The 16,012-nt window shown below is 54.3% G+C and carries 15 protein-coding genes, 4 tRNA genes and 2 other RNA genes; 20 read left to right on the top strand and 1 reads right to left on the bottom strand.

Features of this window, described 5'->3' with window-relative positions:
• Positions 1–96 precede the first annotated feature (96 nt).
• Together sucC and sucD are read left to right on the top strand one after the other, a co-directional pair.
• Positions 97–1,263: an ADP-forming succinate--CoA ligase subunit beta gene (sucC, locus tag ACUTSW_RS09615; protein ID WP_004949756.1), complete on the top strand. Its 1,167-nt coding sequence runs from the start codon at positions 97–99 to the stop codon at positions 1,261–1,263.
• Positions 1,263–2,135: a succinate--CoA ligase subunit alpha gene (sucD, locus tag ACUTSW_RS09610; protein WP_004949757.1), complete on the top strand. Its 873-nt coding sequence runs from the start codon at positions 1,263–1,265 to the stop codon at positions 2,133–2,135. Before sucC ends, sucD begins: the two co-directional genes overlap by 1 nt.
• A gap of 62 nt (positions 2,136–2,197) precedes the next feature.
• Here the strand turns inward: sucD and ACUTSW_RS09605 are convergent, their stop codons facing one another.
• The gene (locus ACUTSW_RS09605) at positions 2,198–4,096 is read right to left on the bottom strand and encodes a bifunctional metallophosphatase/5'-nucleotidase (protein ID WP_445584268.1); all 1,899 of its coding nucleotides are present in this window, start codon (positions 4,094–4,096) and stop codon (positions 2,198–2,200) included.
• Between the two features lie 683 nt (positions 4,097–4,779).
• Between ACUTSW_RS09605 and cydA the strand changes: the two genes are divergently transcribed.
• From cydA to nadA, 18 genes are all read left to right on the top strand, one after another.
• Complete coding sequence (gene cydA, locus ACUTSW_RS09600; RefSeq protein ID WP_004949759.1) at positions 4,780–6,348, top strand: cytochrome ubiquinol oxidase subunit I; 1,569 nt, start codon at positions 4,780–4,782, stop codon at positions 6,346–6,348.
• A 14-nt stretch (positions 6,349–6,362) separates the two neighbouring features.
• Positions 6,363–7,502: a cytochrome d ubiquinol oxidase subunit II gene (gene cydB / locus ACUTSW_RS09595; RefSeq protein ID WP_004949760.1), complete on the top strand. Its 1,140-nt coding sequence runs from the start codon at positions 6,363–6,365 to the stop codon at positions 7,500–7,502.
• Between the two features lie 17 nt (positions 7,503–7,519).
• Positions 7,520–7,633: a cytochrome bd-I oxidase subunit CydX gene (gene cydX / locus ACUTSW_RS09590; protein ID WP_004949761.1), complete on the top strand. Its 114-nt coding sequence runs from the start codon at positions 7,520–7,522 to the stop codon at positions 7,631–7,633.
• Positions 7,633–7,929, top strand: coding sequence for a cyd operon protein YbgE (gene ybgE, locus ACUTSW_RS09585; protein WP_006324115.1), 297 nt, complete (start codon positions 7,633–7,635; stop codon positions 7,927–7,929). The genes cydX and ybgE overlap by 1 nt, the downstream gene beginning before the upstream one ends.
• Before the next feature lie 130 nt (positions 7,930–8,059).
• A complete protein-coding gene (ybgC, locus tag ACUTSW_RS09580) occupies positions 8,060–8,464 on the top strand; it encodes a tol-pal system-associated acyl-CoA thioesterase (RefSeq protein WP_004949765.1) in 405 nt (134 codons plus the stop codon).
• Positions 8,461–9,144, top strand: coding sequence for a Tol-Pal system protein TolQ (tolQ, locus tag ACUTSW_RS09575; RefSeq protein ID WP_006324117.1), 684 nt, complete (start codon positions 8,461–8,463; stop codon positions 9,142–9,144). Before ybgC ends, tolQ begins: the two co-directional genes overlap by 4 nt.
• Before the next feature lie 12 nt (positions 9,145–9,156).
• Complete coding sequence (gene tolR / locus ACUTSW_RS09570) at positions 9,157–9,585, top strand: colicin uptake protein TolR (protein ID WP_004949769.1); 429 nt, start codon at positions 9,157–9,159, stop codon at positions 9,583–9,585.
• Positions 9,586–9,666: 81 nt separating this feature from the next.
• Positions 9,667–11,004, top strand: a complete 1,338-nt coding sequence (tolA, locus tag ACUTSW_RS09565; protein WP_445584267.1) for a cell envelope integrity protein TolA — start codon at positions 9,667–9,669, stop codon at positions 11,002–11,004.
• 133 nt (positions 11,005–11,137) lie between these two features.
• Positions 11,138–12,430 (top strand): Tol-Pal system beta propeller repeat protein TolB, encoded by a 1,293-nt coding sequence (gene tolB / locus ACUTSW_RS09560; protein ID WP_004949773.1) that lies wholly within the window; start codon positions 11,138–11,140, stop codon positions 12,428–12,430.
• Positions 12,431–12,474: 44 nt separating this feature from the next.
• Positions 12,475–12,990: a peptidoglycan-associated lipoprotein Pal gene (gene pal / locus ACUTSW_RS09555; protein WP_013811931.1), complete on the top strand. Its 516-nt coding sequence runs from the start codon at positions 12,475–12,477 to the stop codon at positions 12,988–12,990.
• Positions 12,991–12,999: 9 nt separating this feature from the next.
• Positions 13,000–13,800 (top strand): cell division protein CpoB, encoded by an 801-nt coding sequence (gene cpoB / locus ACUTSW_RS09550; protein ID WP_062869950.1) that lies wholly within the window; start codon positions 13,000–13,002, stop codon positions 13,798–13,800.
• A 178-nt stretch (positions 13,801–13,978) separates the two neighbouring features.
• Positions 13,979–14,054: transfer RNA gene (locus ACUTSW_RS09545), tRNA-Lys, on the top strand.
• Positions 14,055–14,086: 32 nt separating this feature from the next.
• A tRNA-Val gene (locus ACUTSW_RS09540) sits at positions 14,087–14,162 on the top strand.
• Positions 14,163–14,169: 7 nt separating this feature from the next.
• Positions 14,170–14,245 (top strand) — tRNA-Lys (locus ACUTSW_RS09535).
• Between the two features lie 14 nt (positions 14,246–14,259).
• Positions 14,260–14,381: non-coding RNA, RtT sRNA (locus ACUTSW_RS09530), on the top strand.
• Between the two features lie 58 nt (positions 14,382–14,439).
• A tRNA-Lys gene (locus tag ACUTSW_RS09525) sits at positions 14,440–14,515 on the top strand.
• 43 nt (positions 14,516–14,558) lie between these two features.
• A non-coding RNA gene (locus ACUTSW_RS09520) (RtT sRNA) lies at positions 14,559–14,688 on the top strand.
• A 247-nt stretch (positions 14,689–14,935) separates the two neighbouring features.
• Positions 14,936–15,997: a quinolinate synthase NadA gene (gene nadA, locus ACUTSW_RS09515; RefSeq protein WP_445584266.1), complete on the top strand. Its 1,062-nt coding sequence runs from the start codon at positions 14,936–14,938 to the stop codon at positions 15,995–15,997.
• Positions 15,998–16,012 lie beyond the last annotated feature (15 nt).

Here is a 16,012-nt window from a genome sequence, read left to right as displayed (position 1 = left end):
GCGCCCACACTCTGTGCTATGTGGCCGACAAAAGTCATGCGGTTTTCCGCCAAAATGGCTCGGCTAAAACCTTCAGAACTGAATGGATAGAACATCATGAATTTACACGAATATCAGGCAAAACAGCTGTTTGCTCGGTATGGCATGCCGGCACCAACCGGTTACGCCTGTACCACACCGCGTGAAGCAGAAGAAGCCGCATCCAAAATCGGCTCCGGCCCGTGGGTGGTAAAATGTCAGGTTCATGCTGGCGGTCGCGGTAAAGCTGGCGGCGTTAAAGTGGTTAACAGCAAAGAAGACATCCGTGCTTTCGCTGAAGCCTGGCTGGGCAAGCGTCTGGTGACCTACCAGACTGACGCGCTGGGCCAACCGGTTCACCAGATCCTGGTAGAAGCGGCGACCGACATCGATAAAGAACTGTATCTGGGCGCGGTAGTTGACCGTGCAAGCCGTCGTGTGGTGTTTATGGCATCCACCGAAGGTGGCGTTGAGATTGAAAAAGTTGCGGAAGAAACCCCGGAACTGATCCACAAAATGACCATCGACCCACTGGCAGGCCCACAGCCTTACCAGGGCCGTGAGCTGGCCTTCAAACTGGGCCTGACCGGCAAGCAAGTCGGCCAGTTCGCCAAGATCTTCATGGGCTTGGCGACGCTGTTCCTGGAGCGCGACCTGGCGATGGTTGAGATCAACCCGCTGGTAGTCACCAAGCAGGGCGATCTGATCTGCCTGGACGGCAAATTGGGTGCCGACGGCAACGCACTGTTCCGCCAGTCTGAACTGCGTGAAATGCGTGACCCTTCTCAGGAAGACGAGCGTGAATCCCGTGCTGCACAGTGGGAGCTGAACTACGTTGCCCTCGACGGCAACATCGGTTGCATGGTTAACGGCGCGGGTCTGGCGATGGGCACCATGGACATCGTTAAACTGCACGGCGGCGAACCGGCCAACTTCCTCGACGTAGGCGGCGGCGCGACCAAAGAGCGCGTGACCGAAGCGTTCAAAATCATCCTGTCTGACGACAAGGTGAAAGCGGTTCTGGTTAACATTTTCGGTGGTATCGTGCGCTGCGATCTGATCGCCGACGGCATCATTGGCGCAGTCGCCGAAGTGGGCGTTAACGTCCCTGTGGTCGTGCGTCTGGAAGGGAACAATGCCGAACTGGGCGCCAAGAAACTGGCGGACAGCGGTCTGAATATCATTGCTGCGACCAGCCTGACTGATGCGGCTCAGCAAGTTGTTGCGGCAGTGGAGGGTAAATAATGTCCATTTTAATCGATAAGAACACCAAAGTAATTTGCCAGGGCTTCACCGGTAGCCAGGGGACCTTCCACTCCGAGCAGGCTATCGCTTACGGCACTAAAATGGTCGGTGGCGTTACGCCGGGCAAAGGCGGCACTCAACACCTGGGTCTGCCGGTGTTCAACACCGTGCGTGAAGCGGTCGAAGCTACCGGCGCCACTGCGTCCGTGATCTACGTCCCGGCGCCGTTCTGCAAAGATTCCATTCTGGAAGCTATCGATGCAGGCATCAAACTGATCATCACCATCACCGAAGGCATCCCTACGCTGGATATGCTGACCGTGAAAGTGAAGCTGGATGAAGCCGGCGTGCGCATGATTGGCCCGAACTGCCCAGGCGTTATCACTCCGGGCGAGTGCAAAATCGGCATCATGCCAGGCCACATCCACCTGCCGGGCAAAGTGGGCATCGTTTCCCGCTCTGGCACCCTGACCTATGAAGCGGTTAAGCAAACCACCGATACCGGTCTGGGCCAGTCTACCTGTGTGGGCATCGGCGGCGACCCGATCCCGGGCTCCAACTTCATCGATATCCTGAAAATGTTCCAGGAAGATCCGCAGACTGAAGCGATTGTGATGATCGGCGAGATCGGCGGTAGCGCGGAAGAAGAAGCGGCAGCTTACATCAAAGAACACGTCACCAAGCCGGTTGTTGGCTACATTGCCGGCGTTACTGCGCCGAAAGGCAAACGTATGGGCCACGCAGGCGCCATCATCGCCGGCGGTAAAGGCACTGCGGACGAAAAATTCGCAGCGCTGGAAGCGGCCGGGGTTAAAACCGTACGCAGCCTGGCTGACATCGGTGAAGCGGTAAAAGCGGTATTGAACCGCTGATACGGCAATAGTCTCTCGACATGATTGGCCACCCTTTTGGGTGGCCTTTTTTATGGAAGGGGTCAGAAGCTGTTGAGCGCCTTGATCAGCGTGATGCGATCCTGCAGACGTTGTTTTTGCATTGCGTCGTTGCTGTTTCCCCGTTGCTTTTCGAGCGAGGAGAGGGCGGCGTTATAACCGGCGGCGTCACTGAATAATGCATCCTTAACGTTGATTGATGCCACGTTGGTATAACGGCCGTCATCGGTGGTGGGGACGCGGATGATGCCTTGATTTAACAGACTTTTGACGATCGCCCGCTGGGGGTCATAGCCTTCCATGCCCACCAGTTTCCAGCGCTGCTGCGGCAGCCCTTGATATTGTCCTTTTTTCACTTCCGTCAGATAACGCAGGGTGAGATTGCGGATGGTGCCTTCCTCCTCGCCGTATTGCGCCTTGCTGTCGGACAGCACCGGGAAGGATTGCCCCTCCAGCGCACCGCCTTTTTGCGTCAGATGCCCCATGCGATAGCTGTTCATGCCCAGGCGAATCGGCATCTCGTCGGTAACCGGGGTGCCATCGGCCAGGCGTAAATCGGTAATGCGCGAACCGGCGGGTTGGCGCAGATCGATGCTGTAGGTGACGCCGTCGAAAAAGTCGTTGGTGGAGTATTTGGAGGAGCGACGCGCCGGGTTAAAGCTGTAGGTAACATCACCCGGCTTAAGCTGGTTAAAGTAACCGGCGGACCATTCCATATACTGTTTTAACGCTTTGCCGTTGAGCTGATAAACGGTGATTTCACCGCCGGCGTATTGATAGTTAAACGCGATATCCTTGGCCTTGATTTCACCGACATCGAGTTTGGCGGAGTCATTATCGATTTGCAGGGCGATCACCTGCGCCTGCGGCGCGTAATAATGGGCGGCTTGCTGGAACAGGGCGCTGATGCCGGTATCCTGAATATGCACTTGCGGAATACCCTTGATCTCGTCGGCCGGCACCAGATCGCTGCCGGTCAGCGTCGCTACCACCCGATTGGCATTGGCGCGCAGAATATCGTGATACGGCTGGTAGAGGGCCAGCATGCCGCTGTCGGGCGTGATGCCCTTAATCGGGTAGGTAAAACTGTCTTTGTTGATCAGGGCGAACTTGCCGTCGCGCCGTTCAAACTGCAGATCGATGCGCGATAGCGCACGGCCATATTTATCCGGCTCGGTAATAATGACGCCGTTGACCACTGCCTTGTCGATTTTTACATGCATATGTCCGGCAACGATCGCGGCCAGTTGCGGGTTGGCGTTGGCAATGTCGGCCACGCCGGTGCCTGGCCGCTGGTTTTCGTTATCGATACCCATATGCGCCACCAGAACGATGGCGTCGACCTGGCCGTCAATCTCGCTGATTACGTTCTTCACCGCTTGCACAGGGTCGGTAAAGTTCAGCCCTTTGGTGCGATCGGTGCCTTTGGCAAACTCGGCGGTCATTGGCGTATCCATGCCGATAATGCCGATTTTAACGCCCTGGCGTTCGATAATTTTGTACGCCGGCAGGAACGGCTTGCCGTTATCCCAGAAAATATTGCCCGCCAGCGCGGTGCCTTCAAACTGCTTGAGTGGCGTCGCCAGCACCGGCAGGCCGAAATCGAACTCGTGGTTGCCCATCACCCAGACGTCGTACTTGAGCGCGTTGAAGCCCAGCATCATCGGGCTGATGGCCTCATGTTTGAAGGTTTCGACAAAATTGCCCTGAATGGTGTCGCCGGCGTCAACCAGGATCAGGTTGGGTTGTTCGGCACGCAGTTTTTTAATCTGAGTGGCGATCTGGCTCAGGCTGCCTGCCAGGTTTTCGGTATCGCTGGCGTAGTCCCAGGGCACGAAGGTGCCGTGCAGGTCAGAGGTGCCCAGCAACGTAATATTCACCGTTTCCGCGGCGATGGCGCTCCCTGAGAGTCCAAGAACAGAGGCAAAAAGAATTTTTTTCATAAGTTATTGTAGGCCAAAGATTTTTTATACAAGATTCTATTTTGCTACAAAAATGCAACCTTTACGATCAAATAGCTAAAAATAGACTAATATTGGAGAGAGTTTTTTGCTTTTGTGACTGAAATCACTGTGTTCGATTATTGGAAATAAAAAGTTAATTATGTCGCATAATAAGCGCGTAATAATACAATGACACCGCTTTTAAATTACATTTATTTAACACAAAAATATCATTAAAAAACAATTAAACCATTACGCAACATGACCCTAAGAAAATTATGAGAAATGTGCTGATGAATATGGAAATAATACTAAGATAGGCTTAAATTGTTTCAGATCAAATTAGCCCAGAGTCCCTCTTTTGGCCAGGATTTGACCTGTAACCAAAAGTCTAACCCACATCACGCAAAAACCTATTTATTGTGTGGGATTGGGCGAGTATCATCCATGTTGTGATTATGGATGGTTGATCTTGTTGCATTTGTTACCCGTTGTCGGTTTTCAGTGGTGTGCTTGACGTTGGCCCGCGTGGCCTTGCGGTGAGTGCGCGGTTGAAAGCGGAGAAGCTGGATCAAATTTGTTGTTTTTAAGGGCATTCACTGCGGGGCGTTACCGGTGTCTTCGAAAGAAGTATTACCGATAACCGCATGTCGGAGTCTTCCTGCGAGGAGCAAGGAGTCAAGATGTTTGATATTGTCGAACTGTCGCGCTTACAGTTTGCTTTAACGGCGATGTACCATTTCTTATTTGTCCCATTAACGCTAGGCATGGCGTTTTTGCTGGCAATTATGGAAACGGTATATGTGCTGTCTGGCAAACAAATCTATAAAGATATGACCAAATTCTGGGGCAAGTTATTTGCGATTAACTTTGCTCTGGGTGTGGCCACCGGTTTGACCATGGAGTTCCAGTTCGGGACCAACTGGTCATATTTCTCCCATTACGTCGGTGATATTTTCGGGGCTCCGCTGGCCATCGAAGGTCTGATGGCGTTCTTCCTTGAATCGACGCTGGTCGGGCTGTTCTTCTTCGGCTGGGATCGTCTGAGCAAAGTGCAGCACATGGCGGTAACCTGGCTTGTGGCGCTGGGCTCGAACTTCTCCGCACTGTGGATCCTGGTTGCCAACGGCTGGATGCAGAACCCGATCGCCTCTGACTTCAACTTCGAAACCATGCGCATGGAGATGCTCAGCTTCTCCGAATTGGTGCTCAACCCGGTTGCGCAGGTGAAGTTTGTGCACACCGTGGCTGCCGGCTACACCTGTGGTGCGATGTTCGTTCTGGGTATCAGCTCTTACTACCTGTTGAAAGGCCGCGATGTCGCCTTCGCCAAGCGCTCCTTCGCCATTGCCGCCAGTTTCGGTATGGCTGCCGTACTGTCCGTTATCGTGCTGGGTGATGAATCCGGTTACGAAATGGGCGACGTGCAGAAAACCAAGCTGGCCGCTATCGAAGCCGAGTGGGAAACCCAACCGGCTCCGGCCGCCTTTACCCTGTTCGGGATCCCGAATCAGGATAAAATGGAAAACTCCTACGCGATTCAAATCCCTTACGCGCTCGGGCTGATTGCGACTCGCTCAACGGACACCCAGGTCACCGGCCTGAAAGATCTGATGGCGCAGCATGAAGTGCGTATCCGCAACGGCATGAAAGCCTACCAACTGCTCGAAGAGCTGCGTGGCGGCAATACCGATCCGGCCGTGCGCGCCGAGTTCAACAAAGCCAAGCAGGATCTGGGCTACGGTCTGTTGCTGAAGCGTTATACCCCGAACGTCACCGACGCGACGGAAGCGCAAATCCAGCAAGCGACCAAAGACTCCATCCCACGCGTGGCGCCGCTGTACTTCGCCTTCCGCATCATGGTGGCCTGTGGTGTGCTGATGCTGTTTATCATCGGTCTGTCGTTCTGGAGCGTGATTCGCGGGCGCATCGGTCAGAGAAAATGGCTGCATCGCGCGGCGCTGTATGGCTTGCCGCTGCCCTGGATTGCGATCGAAGCCGGCTGGTTTGTGGCTGAATACGGTCGTCAACCTTGGGCGATCGGTGAGGTGCTGCCGACGGCTGTCGCCAACTCTTCACTGACTGCGGGCGACATTCTGTTCTCGATGGGGCTGATTTGCGGCTTGTACACCCTGTTCCTGGTGGCTGAGATGTACCTGATGTTCAAATTTGCGCGTCTGGGTCCAAGCAGCCTGAAAACTGGCCGCTACCACTTTGAACAACCGACTGCCGCCGTGCAGGAAGCGCGCTAAACAGGAGTCCACGTATGTTTGACTATGAAGTACTGCGATTTATCTGGTGGGCTCTGATTGGCGTACTGCTGATCGGTTTCGCCGTCACCGACGGTTTCGACATGGGCGTCGGCATCCTGCTGCGCATTATCGGCAGAACCGATACTGAGCGTCGGGTGATGATCAACTCTATCGCTCCGCACTGGGACGGTAACCAGGTGTGGCTGATCACCGCAGGTGGCGCGCTGTTCGCCGCCTGGCCAATGGTCTACGCGGCGGCGTTCTCCGGTTTCTATGTCGCGATGATCCTGGTGCTGTCAGCCTTGTTCTTCCGCCCGGTCGGTTTTGACTACCGTTCGAAGCTGGAAAACAGCCGCTGGCGCAACATGTGGGACTGGGGCATTTTCATCGGCAGCTTTGTGCCGGCCGTGGTGTTCGGCGTGGCGTTCGGCAACCTGTTGCAGGGCGTGCCGTTCCACATGGACGAATACATGCGTCTGTTCTACACCGGCAACTTCTTCCAACTGCTGAACCCGTTCGGCCTGTTGGCGGGTGTGGTCAGCCTGACCATGCTGGTGACGCAAGGGGCAACGTATCTGCAGATGCGTACCTCCGGCGAGATCCACCTGCGCGCACGCGCTGCGGCACAGATCTCCACGCTGGTGATGGCGGTATGCTTCCTGCTGGGCGGCGTATGGCTGGTGAAAGGCATCGATGGGTATGTGATTACCTCGGCGCTGAATACTATGGCGGAGTCTAACCCGATGCGTAAAGAAGTGGCGCATCAGGCGGGTGCCTGGTTGATTAACTTCAACAAGTACCCGGCGCTGTGGGCGCTGCCTGCGTTGGGCGTCGTGCTGCCGTTGTTCACCGCACTGTTCTCGCGTTTGCAGAAAGACGCGTTGGCCTTCGTGTCTTCGTCACTGACCATTGCCTGTGTGATCCTGACCGCCGGGGTAACCATGTTCCCGTTCGTGATGCCGTCAAGCACTGTGCCTAACGTTAGCCTGACCATGTGGGACGCGACGTCCAGCCTGTTTACGCTGGAAGTGATGACCGTTGTTGCGGCGATCTTCGTGCCTATCGTTCTGGCGTACACCAGTTGGTCGTACTACAAAATGTTTGGCCGTCTCGACAAGAATTTCATCGAGAACAACAAGCATTCGCTGTATTAAGGATAAGGAGCTAAACCATGTGGTATTTTGCCTGGATTCTCGGAACGCTTCTTGCCTGCGCCTTCGGCATCATCACGGCGCTGGCGCTTGAGCATCACGAAGATTCAAAAGCGCAGCAAGACGGCAAGTGATGAGTTCGTCATTGGCTGACAAGCTGTACGCCATGACTGACAAGGGCCCGGTTCGGGCCCTTTCATTGGTGCTGGCGTTGATTTTGGCGGGCTGTATTTTCTGGGATCCGACCCGCTTTGCGGCGAAGACCAGCTCGCTGGAGATTTGGGAAGGCCTGCTGCTTATTTGGGCGGTGTGCACGGGCGTGATTCACGGCGTCGGGTTCCGACCGCAACGTTCGTTATGGCGTGCTTTTTTTGCACCACTTCCGGCAATTGTGATCCTGGCCGCAGGATTATTTTACGTTTCTTTATAATCTCCGTTATATCCCCGTGTTATGGGCCGTTCCGGCCCATAATTATTTTCGTTCCCTTCTTGTAACCCATTCCCAACCCGATCCGTCTTGCGTATAGTAGCACCGTTAAATTGCATTGCTGGGAAGTAGAGTGAGTAATACGTTGTTTCGATGGCCGGTTCGCGTTTACTACGAGGATACCGATGCCAGTGGTGTGGTCTATCACGCCCGCTATGTCGCCTTTTTTGAAAGAGCGCGCACCGAGATGCTGCGTCACCACAACTTTCATCAACAGCAGCTGCTCAGTGAACATATCGCTTTCGTAGTCCGGCGCATGACGGTGGATTATCTGGCTCCGGCTCGTCTCGACGAACAGCTGGAAGTGCAGAGTGAAATCACCTCAATGCGCGGGGCTTCTCTCACGTTTGCTCAACGTATTGTCAATTCTGACGGAACTCTTTTGAGTCAGGCCGATGTGTTGATTGCATGCATTGATCCACACCAAATGAAGCCGATAGCGCTTCCTAAGTCTATTGTCGCGGAGTTTAAGCAGTGAATGAGATGAACATCCTAGATTTATTCTTGAAGGCAAGCCTGCTGGTTAAGCTTATCATGTTGATTTTGATATGCTTCTCGGTGGCCTCCTGGGCGATCATCATTCAGCGCACCCGCATCCTTAATGCGGCTACGCGTGACGCCGAGGCCTTTGAAGACAAATTCTGGTCCGGTATTGAACTTTCCCGTTTGTATCAGGAAAGCCAGGCACGTCGCGATAGCCTGACCGGCTCCGAACAAATTTTCCATTCTGGTTTCAAAGAGTTCGCTCGCTTGCACCGCGCTAACAACCATGCGCCGGAATCCGTGATCGAAGGCGCGTCACGCGCTATGCGCATCTCGATGAACCGCGAGCTGGAAACGCTGGAAAACCACATTCCTTTCCTCGGCACCGTGGGGTCGATCAGTCCGTATATCGGTTTGTTCGGCACCGTGTGGGGGATTATGCACGCCTTTATCGCACTGGGTGCGGTGAAACAGGCCACGCTGCAAATGGTAGCACCGGGTATCGCCGAAGCACTGATCGCAACCGCCATCGGTTTGTTCGCCGCTATCCCGGCCGTTATGGCCTATAACCGCCTCAACCAGCGCGTCAACAAGCTTGAGCAGAATTACGACAACTTTATGGAAGAGTTCACCGCTATTCTGCATCGTCAGGCCTTCTCCAGCGACAGCAAATAAGTAGGAGGTAGCATGGCGAGAGTTCGTGGACGCAATCGGCGCGAGCTGAAGTCCGAAATTAACATAGTTCCGTTGCTCGACGTGTTGCTGGTGCTGTTGCTGATCTTTATGGCAACCGCGCCGATCATCACCCAGAGCGTTGAGGTTGATCTGCCTGATGCCACCGACTCCAAGGCGGTGTCCAGTGACGATAACCCGCCGGTGATCCTCGAGGTTTCCGGTGTCGGTCAATATACGCTGGTGGTGGATCACAACCGCATGGAGTTGTTGCCGCCGGAGCAGGTTGCAGCCGAAGCCAAGTCGCGTTTAGCGGCTAACCCGAAGACGGTCTTTTTGATCGGCGGGGCGAAGGAAGTACCCTACGATGAGATTATCAAGGCATTGAATATTCTCCATCAGGCGGGCGTCGCTTCCGTGGGGCTGATGACCCAGCCAATCTGACTGCAAGGTTAGAGGCAACCCGGTTCCTGTGCTCAGGCGCAGGAACCCCGTATAAGCAACACCAGTTTTTGGGAATCTATTTTGGTAAAGGCAACTGAGCAAAACGATAAGCTGAACCGCGCCGTTATTGTTTCGGTCGTTCTGCACTTCATATTGATTGCCCTGCTGATTTGGGGATCGCTGCAAGAAAACGTCAACATGGACAGCGCCGGCGGTGGCGGCGAGGGTTCGGTTGTCGGTGCAGTGATGGTCGATCCTGGGGCAGTGGTGGAGCAGTACAACCGCCAGCAACAGCAGAGTAACGACGCGCAGCGTGCTGAAAAGCAGCGCCAGAAAAAAGCGGAGCAACAGGCCGAAGAACTTCAGCAGAAGCAGGCGGCGGAACAACAGCGCCTGAAAGAACTGGAGAAAGAGCGTTTGACCGCGCAGGAAAAAGCGGCGCAGGACGCGAAAGAACAGGCTGAACAGCAAAAGCAGGCCGCAGAGCAGCAAAAGCAAGCGGCAGAACAGCAGAAACAGGCCGCTGAGCAACAAAAGCAGGCCGCTGAACAGCAAAAAGTGGCTGAGAAGGCTGCGGAGAAAGCCAAAGAACAACAGAAAGTAGCGGAAGCGGCCGCCGCCAAGGCTAAGGCCGAAGCGGATAAAGTTGCCAAGGCGCAAGCGGACGCACAGAAGAAAGCGGAAGCTGAAGCCAAGAAAGAAGCCGCCGCCGCTGCTGCCGCCAAGAAACAGGCGGAAGAAGCGAAGAAAGCGGCTGCCGCTGAGCAAAAAGCGACTGAAGCCGCAGAGAAAAAAGCGGCTGCCGACGCCGAGAAGAAAGCCGCAGCGGAAGCTGAGAAGAAAGCTGCAGCAGAAGCCGAGAAAGCCGAGAAAAAGGCAGCTGCTGACGCCGAGAAGAAAGCGGCCGCAGAGGCTGAGAAAAAAGCGGCTGCTGCCGAGAAGGCTGCAGCCAAGAAAGCCGCAGCGGATGCCAAGAAGAAAGCTGCTGCCGAAGCTGCAGCTCAGTCCTCAGAGGTTGACGATCTCTTTGGCGGTTTGGCAGACGGTAAAAACGCGCCGAAAGGCGGCGGCGCCAAGTCTGGCGGCGCTAAGTCGAAGGGCGACGGTAAACCTGCCGGTCAGGGCAATGCCAAGACTGCGGGGGCCAGTGGGGCGGATATTAATGGTTATAAGAGCCAAATTCAGGCGGCTATCCAGAGTAAGTTCTACGGTGCTTCGGATTTCAGTGGGAAAACCTGCGATCTGCGTATACGGTTAGGGCCTGATGGTTTTTTAATTAATGTCCAGCCCGCAGGTGGCGATCCTGCATTGTGTCAGGCAGCGGTAACAGCAGCAAAATTGGCAAATATTCCTAAACCGCCGAGCGATGCCGTTTATCAGCAATTTAAGAGTTCTATCCTTGAATTTAAACCACAGTAATGGTTGTTTGAGCTGAGTCATATCGCAGGGATGTACTAAGGTAACCAACAGGGATTATGTAGTTTTGTTTGCGTTGGTTTGTTAAAATTCTGCTAATTTATCGCAGGCATCCCGCCTGGATAAGGGAGATGAGATGAAGCAGGCATTTCGAGTAGCGTTAGGTTTTTTAATACTGTGGGCGTCCGTTCTTCACGCGGAAGTTCGCATCGAAATCACCCAAGGGGTCGACTCTGCTCGTCCGATTGGTGTGGTACCGTTTAAATGGGCTGGCCCAGGCACGCCTCCGGAAGACATTGGCAAGATTGTCGGCGCAGATTTGCGCAATAGCGGCAAATTCAACCCTATTGATGTGGCGCGCATGCCGCAGCAACCGACCTCCGCGTCTGAAGTGACGCCGGCGGCCTGGACTGCATTGGGCATTGACGCGGTCGTGGTCGGCCAGGTGCAACCTGGTGCAGACGGTGGCTACCTGATTTCCTATCAGCTGGTGGACACTTCAGGTTCACCGGGCACCGTATTGGCGCAAAACCAGTATAAAGTGACCAAACAATGGTTACGTTATTCTGCACACACCGCCAGTGACGAAGTGTTCGAGAAGCTGACCGGTATCAAGGGCGCGTTCCGTACTCGTATCGCTTACGTAGTGCAGACCAACGGCGGGAAATTCCCGTACGAGCTGCGCGTAGCGGATTACGACGGTTACAACCAGTTTGTGGTACACCGTTCACCGGAGCCGTTGATGTCCCCGGCCTGGTCGCCGGATGGCAGTAAACTGGCGTACGTGACCTTTGAAAGCGGCCGTTCTGCGCTGGTCGTACAGACCCTGGCTAATGGCGCTATCCGTCAGATCGCTTCGTTCCCGCGTCACAACGGTGCACCGGCGTTCTCACCGGACGGCAGCCGTCTGGCCTTTGCGCTGTCTAAAAGCGGCAGCCTGAACCTGTACGTGATGAATCTCGGCTCTGGCCAGATCACGCAAATCACCGACGGGCGCAGCAACAATACCGAACCGACCTGGTTCCCGGATGGCCAGTCTCTGGCATATACCTCCGATCAGGGCGGCCGACCGCAGATTTATAAAGTCAGTGCCAGTGGCGGTGCGTCACAGCGTCTGACATGGGAAGGCTCTCAGAATCAGGATTCTGAAGTCAGCTCTGATGGTAAATTCCTGGTGATGGTGAGTTCCAATAGCGGCGCTCAGCATATCGCCAAACAAGATCTTGGATCGGGAGCCGTTCAAGTTTTAACCGGCACGTTCCTGGACGAAACGCCTAGTATTGCGCCAAATGGCACCATGGTGATCTATAGCTCCACGCAAGGTATGGGCTCCGTGCTGCAACTGGTATCGACTGATGGGCGTTTCAAAGCGCGTCTTCCGGCAACTGATGGACAGGTCAAATTCCCTGCCTGGTCGCCGTATCTGTGATGCATGTGTAAATATGTATGGCAAACTATAAAAGGATCAAAGAAATGCAACTGAACAAAGTGCTGAAAGGGCTTCTGCTGGCACTGCCAGTTCTGGCTGTAGCGGCTTGTAGTTCTAACAAAAGCGCAAACAACGACCAATCTGGTCTGGGCGCTGGCGCTGGCACTGGTACAGAAAACGGCAGCAGCAACCTGTCTTCTGAAGAACAAGCTCGTCTGCAGATGCAAGAACTGCAGAAGAACAACATTGTTTACTTCGGCCTGGACAAGTATGACGTGAGCTCCGAGTTCGCTCAGATGCTGGACGCACACTCTGCATTCCTGCGTAACAACCCGTCTTACAAAGTGACCGTTGAAGGCCACGCGGACGAACGCGGCACGCCGGAATACAACATCGCTCTGGGCGAGCGTCGTGCTAACGCAGTTAAAATGTACCTGCAAGGCAAAGGCGTTTCAGCTGACCAGATCTCTATCGTTTCTTACGGTAAAGAAAAACCAGCAGTACTGGGCCACGACGAAGCGGCTTATGCTAAAAACCGTCGTGCCGTTCTGGTTTACTAAGAGAATCGCATGAACAGTAACTTCAGACGTCACTTGTTGAGTCTGTCGTTACTGGTTGGCGTAGCGGTCCCATGGGCCGCTACTGCCCAAGCGCCAATCAGTAATGTCGGCTCCGGCTCGGTCGAAGACCGTGTCACTTCACTTGAGCGTATCTCCAATGCTCAGGGCCAGCTTTTAAACCAACTCCAGCAACAACTCTCTGACAACCAGCGCGATATTGACTCTCTCCGCGGGCAAATCCAGGAAAGCCAATATCAACTGAATCAGGTTGTTGAACGCCAAAAGCAGATCTATCAACAGATGGATAGCATCAGCCAGGGCGGCGCTCAGAGCTCCGCAGCCGCTGCGGGTGCCGCAGGTGGGGCAGCAGCGGCTGCCTCCACCGACGGCGCTGACAGCGCGCCTGCGGGCGCCTCAGCAGCAGCACCGGCCAGTACGGGCGATGAAAACAGCGACTACAACGCCGCTGTTTCATTGGCGCTGGAAAAAAAACAGTATGATCAGGCGATCTCCGCTTTTCAGACCTTCGTAAAACAGTACCCAAAGTCTACTTACCAGCCCAACGCCAATTATTGGCTGGGGCAGTTGTTCTACAACAAGGGTAAGAAAGACGATGCGGCCTACTATTTTGCCGTCGTGGTGAAGAATTACGCAAAATCACCTAAGGCGCCGGACGCAATGTACAAGGTGGGTATCATCATGCAGGAAAAAGGGCAGGCCGATAAAGCCAAAGCCGTGTTCCAGCAGGTGATTAAACAATACCCAACCAGTGCTGCGGCCAAACAGGCGAAAAGTCGCGTTGCCGGTTAATAAGCAAAAAAATGAGCCCAGAAATTAGTCTATCTGACCGCTTTCTGGGCTCATTCGTGTGAAGAACAAGCAGTTGAACCACTTGTTTTAAAATTTAAGTTGCGCTGCCAAGATAAATTAGTAATATATGCCGCCGTTGCCAAGACAACTTGCAAGATGTTAAAGCAGCTAGGAAATTGGGTCGTTAGCTCAGTTGGTAGAGCAGTTGACTTTTAATCAATTGGTCGCAGGTTCGAATCCCGCACGACCCACCAATTTCTGAAGTAGTAGCAGTAACCACACTAGTGGGTGATTAGCTCAGTTGGTAGAGCATCTCCTTTACACGGAGGGGGTCGGCGGTTCGAGCCCGTCATCACCCACCACTGCTGTGGGTCGTTAGCTCAGTTGGTAGAGCAGTTGACTTTTAATCAATTGGTCGCAGGTTCGAATCCCGCACGACCCACCATTTTTAGATGTGATTACGATGTGGAATCGTAAGGGTGAGAACCGTAAAGGTTCGAGTCTCGCAAAGCGAGACAACATCACGAAGTGATGTCCCGAAGGGTGAGGCTGAAAGCCGAACAATCCCGCACGACCCACCATTATTATTGCAGCGAGTCTCTCTCCTGCTTACGCGTTTCAGCAGTAAACCACATCAGTGGGTCGTTAGCTCAGTTGGTAGAGCAGTTGACTTTTAATCAATTGGTCGCAGGTTCGAATCCCGCACGACCCACCATTCTTTCCGATACCTCAGCACTTTCCCCAAACCATAACATTGCATAGCGCACGAATCCTGTGGGTGAGAAGCTGCGTTCAGGTTCGACAAAATTGCCCCGTCAATTTTGGACAGCGCTTGCGCTGGCCCGAAGGGCGAGGCCAAAGGCCGAATCAATCCCGCACGACCCACCATTCTTTTCAGTCCGTGCATCATTTCTATAAACACGCACTTTTCACTTCCTGATAAACCGCACCTACTGCAATCGTCTTTCTTTTGTCGGAATTCAATCCATTAAACTTTATCATCGCAAAAATGAAAATATCAGCGGACTTTTGGCGTATTTTTAGGTATTTTGTTTAGGATATAAAACGAGTGGTGATTGCGAAGGGGCATACCCGGGCAGCAGACACCCAGCCTAGCACAGAGACGATTGCAGCGATGAGTGAAATGTTTGATGTCAATGCGGTGGTGTACCCGTTCCCGCCCAAACCGGTGCCGCTGGACGTAGCGGAAAAGGCGTTTTATCGCGAGAAGATTAAAACCCTGCTCAAGCAGCGCAATGCGGTGATGGTGGCTCATTACTACACCGATCCGGAAATTCAGGCGCTGGCGGAAGAAACCGGCGGCTGCGTGGCGGATTCGCTGGAGATGGCGCGCTTTGGCAGCAATCACCCGGCCTCGACTCTGCTGGTCGCCGGCGTGCGCTTTATGGGGGAAACAGCCAAGATCCTCAGCCCGGAAAAACAGGTGCTTATGCCGACGCTGAACGCCGAGTGTTCGCTGGATCTCGGCTGCCCGGAAGAAGAGTTTCACGCATTTTGCGACAGCCACCCGGATCGCACCGTGGTGGTCTACGCTAATACCTCGGCGGCGGTAAAGGCGCGTGCGGATTGGGTGGTAACATCCAGCATCGCCGTAGAGTTGATAGAACACCTCGACAGCCTGGGCGAAAAAATCATCTGGGCGCCGGACCGCCATCTGGGCAACTATGTGCAAAAGCAGACGGGCGCCGATGTGTTGTGCTGGCAAGGGGCCTGTATCGTCCATGACGAGTTTAAAACCCAGGCGCTGATGCGCATGAAGGCCTTGTACCCGCAAGCGGCGATACTGGTGCATCCAGAGTCTCCACAGGCGGTGGTCGATCTGGCCGATGCGGTCGGCTCAACCAGCCAACTGATTCAGGCGGCCAGAACGCTGCCCAACCCGCAGCTGATTGTTGCCACCGATCGCGGCATTTTTTACAAGATGCAGCAGGCCTGCCCGGACAAAGAACTGTTCGAGGCGCCAACCGCCGGTGAAGGTGCCACCTGCCGCAGCTGCGCGCACTGTCCGTGGATGGCGATGAACGGTCTTAAGGCGATTGCCGACGGGTTAGAGCAGGGCGGCGCCCTGCATGAAATCCACGTGGATGCCGCGTTGCGCGAAAAGGCGTTGATCCCGCTTAACCGGATGCTGGACTTTGCCGCGCAGTTGAAAATGCAGGTCAAAGGGAACGCTTAAGTTAACCATTTGATA

The organism is Serratia sp. TSA_198.1 (genome assembly GCF_052686505.1).
This window is presented reverse-complemented; position numbering and strand designations above follow the sequence as displayed.

Coding starts and splice junctions, on each gene's coding strand:
- pal (WP_013811931.1), top strand. CDS start 12,475: ATGCAACTGAACAAAGTGCTGAAAGGGCTTCTGCTGGCACTGCCAGTT.
- sucC (WP_004949756.1), top strand. CDS start 97: ATGAATTTACACGAATATCAGGCAAAACAGCTGTTTGCTCGGTATGGC.
- sucD (WP_004949757.1), top strand. CDS start 1,263: ATGTCCATTTTAATCGATAAGAACACCAAAGTAATTTGCCAGGGCTTC.
- cydX (WP_004949761.1), top strand. CDS start 7,520: ATGTGGTATTTTGCCTGGATTCTCGGAACGCTTCTTGCCTGCGCCTTC.
- ybgE (WP_006324115.1), top strand. CDS start 7,633: ATGAGTTCGTCATTGGCTGACAAGCTGTACGCCATGACTGACAAGGGC.
- ACUTSW_RS09605 (WP_445584268.1), bottom strand. CDS start 4,096: ATGAAAAAAATTCTTTTTGCCTCTGTTCTTGGACTCTCAGGGAGCGCC.
- tolR (WP_004949769.1), top strand. CDS start 9,157: ATGGCGAGAGTTCGTGGACGCAATCGGCGCGAGCTGAAGTCCGAAATT.
- cpoB (WP_062869950.1), top strand. CDS start 13,000: ATGAACAGTAACTTCAGACGTCACTTGTTGAGTCTGTCGTTACTGGTT.
- tolB (WP_004949773.1), top strand. CDS start 11,138: ATGAAGCAGGCATTTCGAGTAGCGTTAGGTTTTTTAATACTGTGGGCG.
- cydA (WP_004949759.1), top strand. CDS start 4,780: ATGTTTGATATTGTCGAACTGTCGCGCTTACAGTTTGCTTTAACGGCG.
- cydB (WP_004949760.1), top strand. CDS start 6,363: ATGTTTGACTATGAAGTACTGCGATTTATCTGGTGGGCTCTGATTGGC.
- nadA (WP_445584266.1), top strand. CDS start 14,936: ATGAGTGAAATGTTTGATGTCAATGCGGTGGTGTACCCGTTCCCGCCC.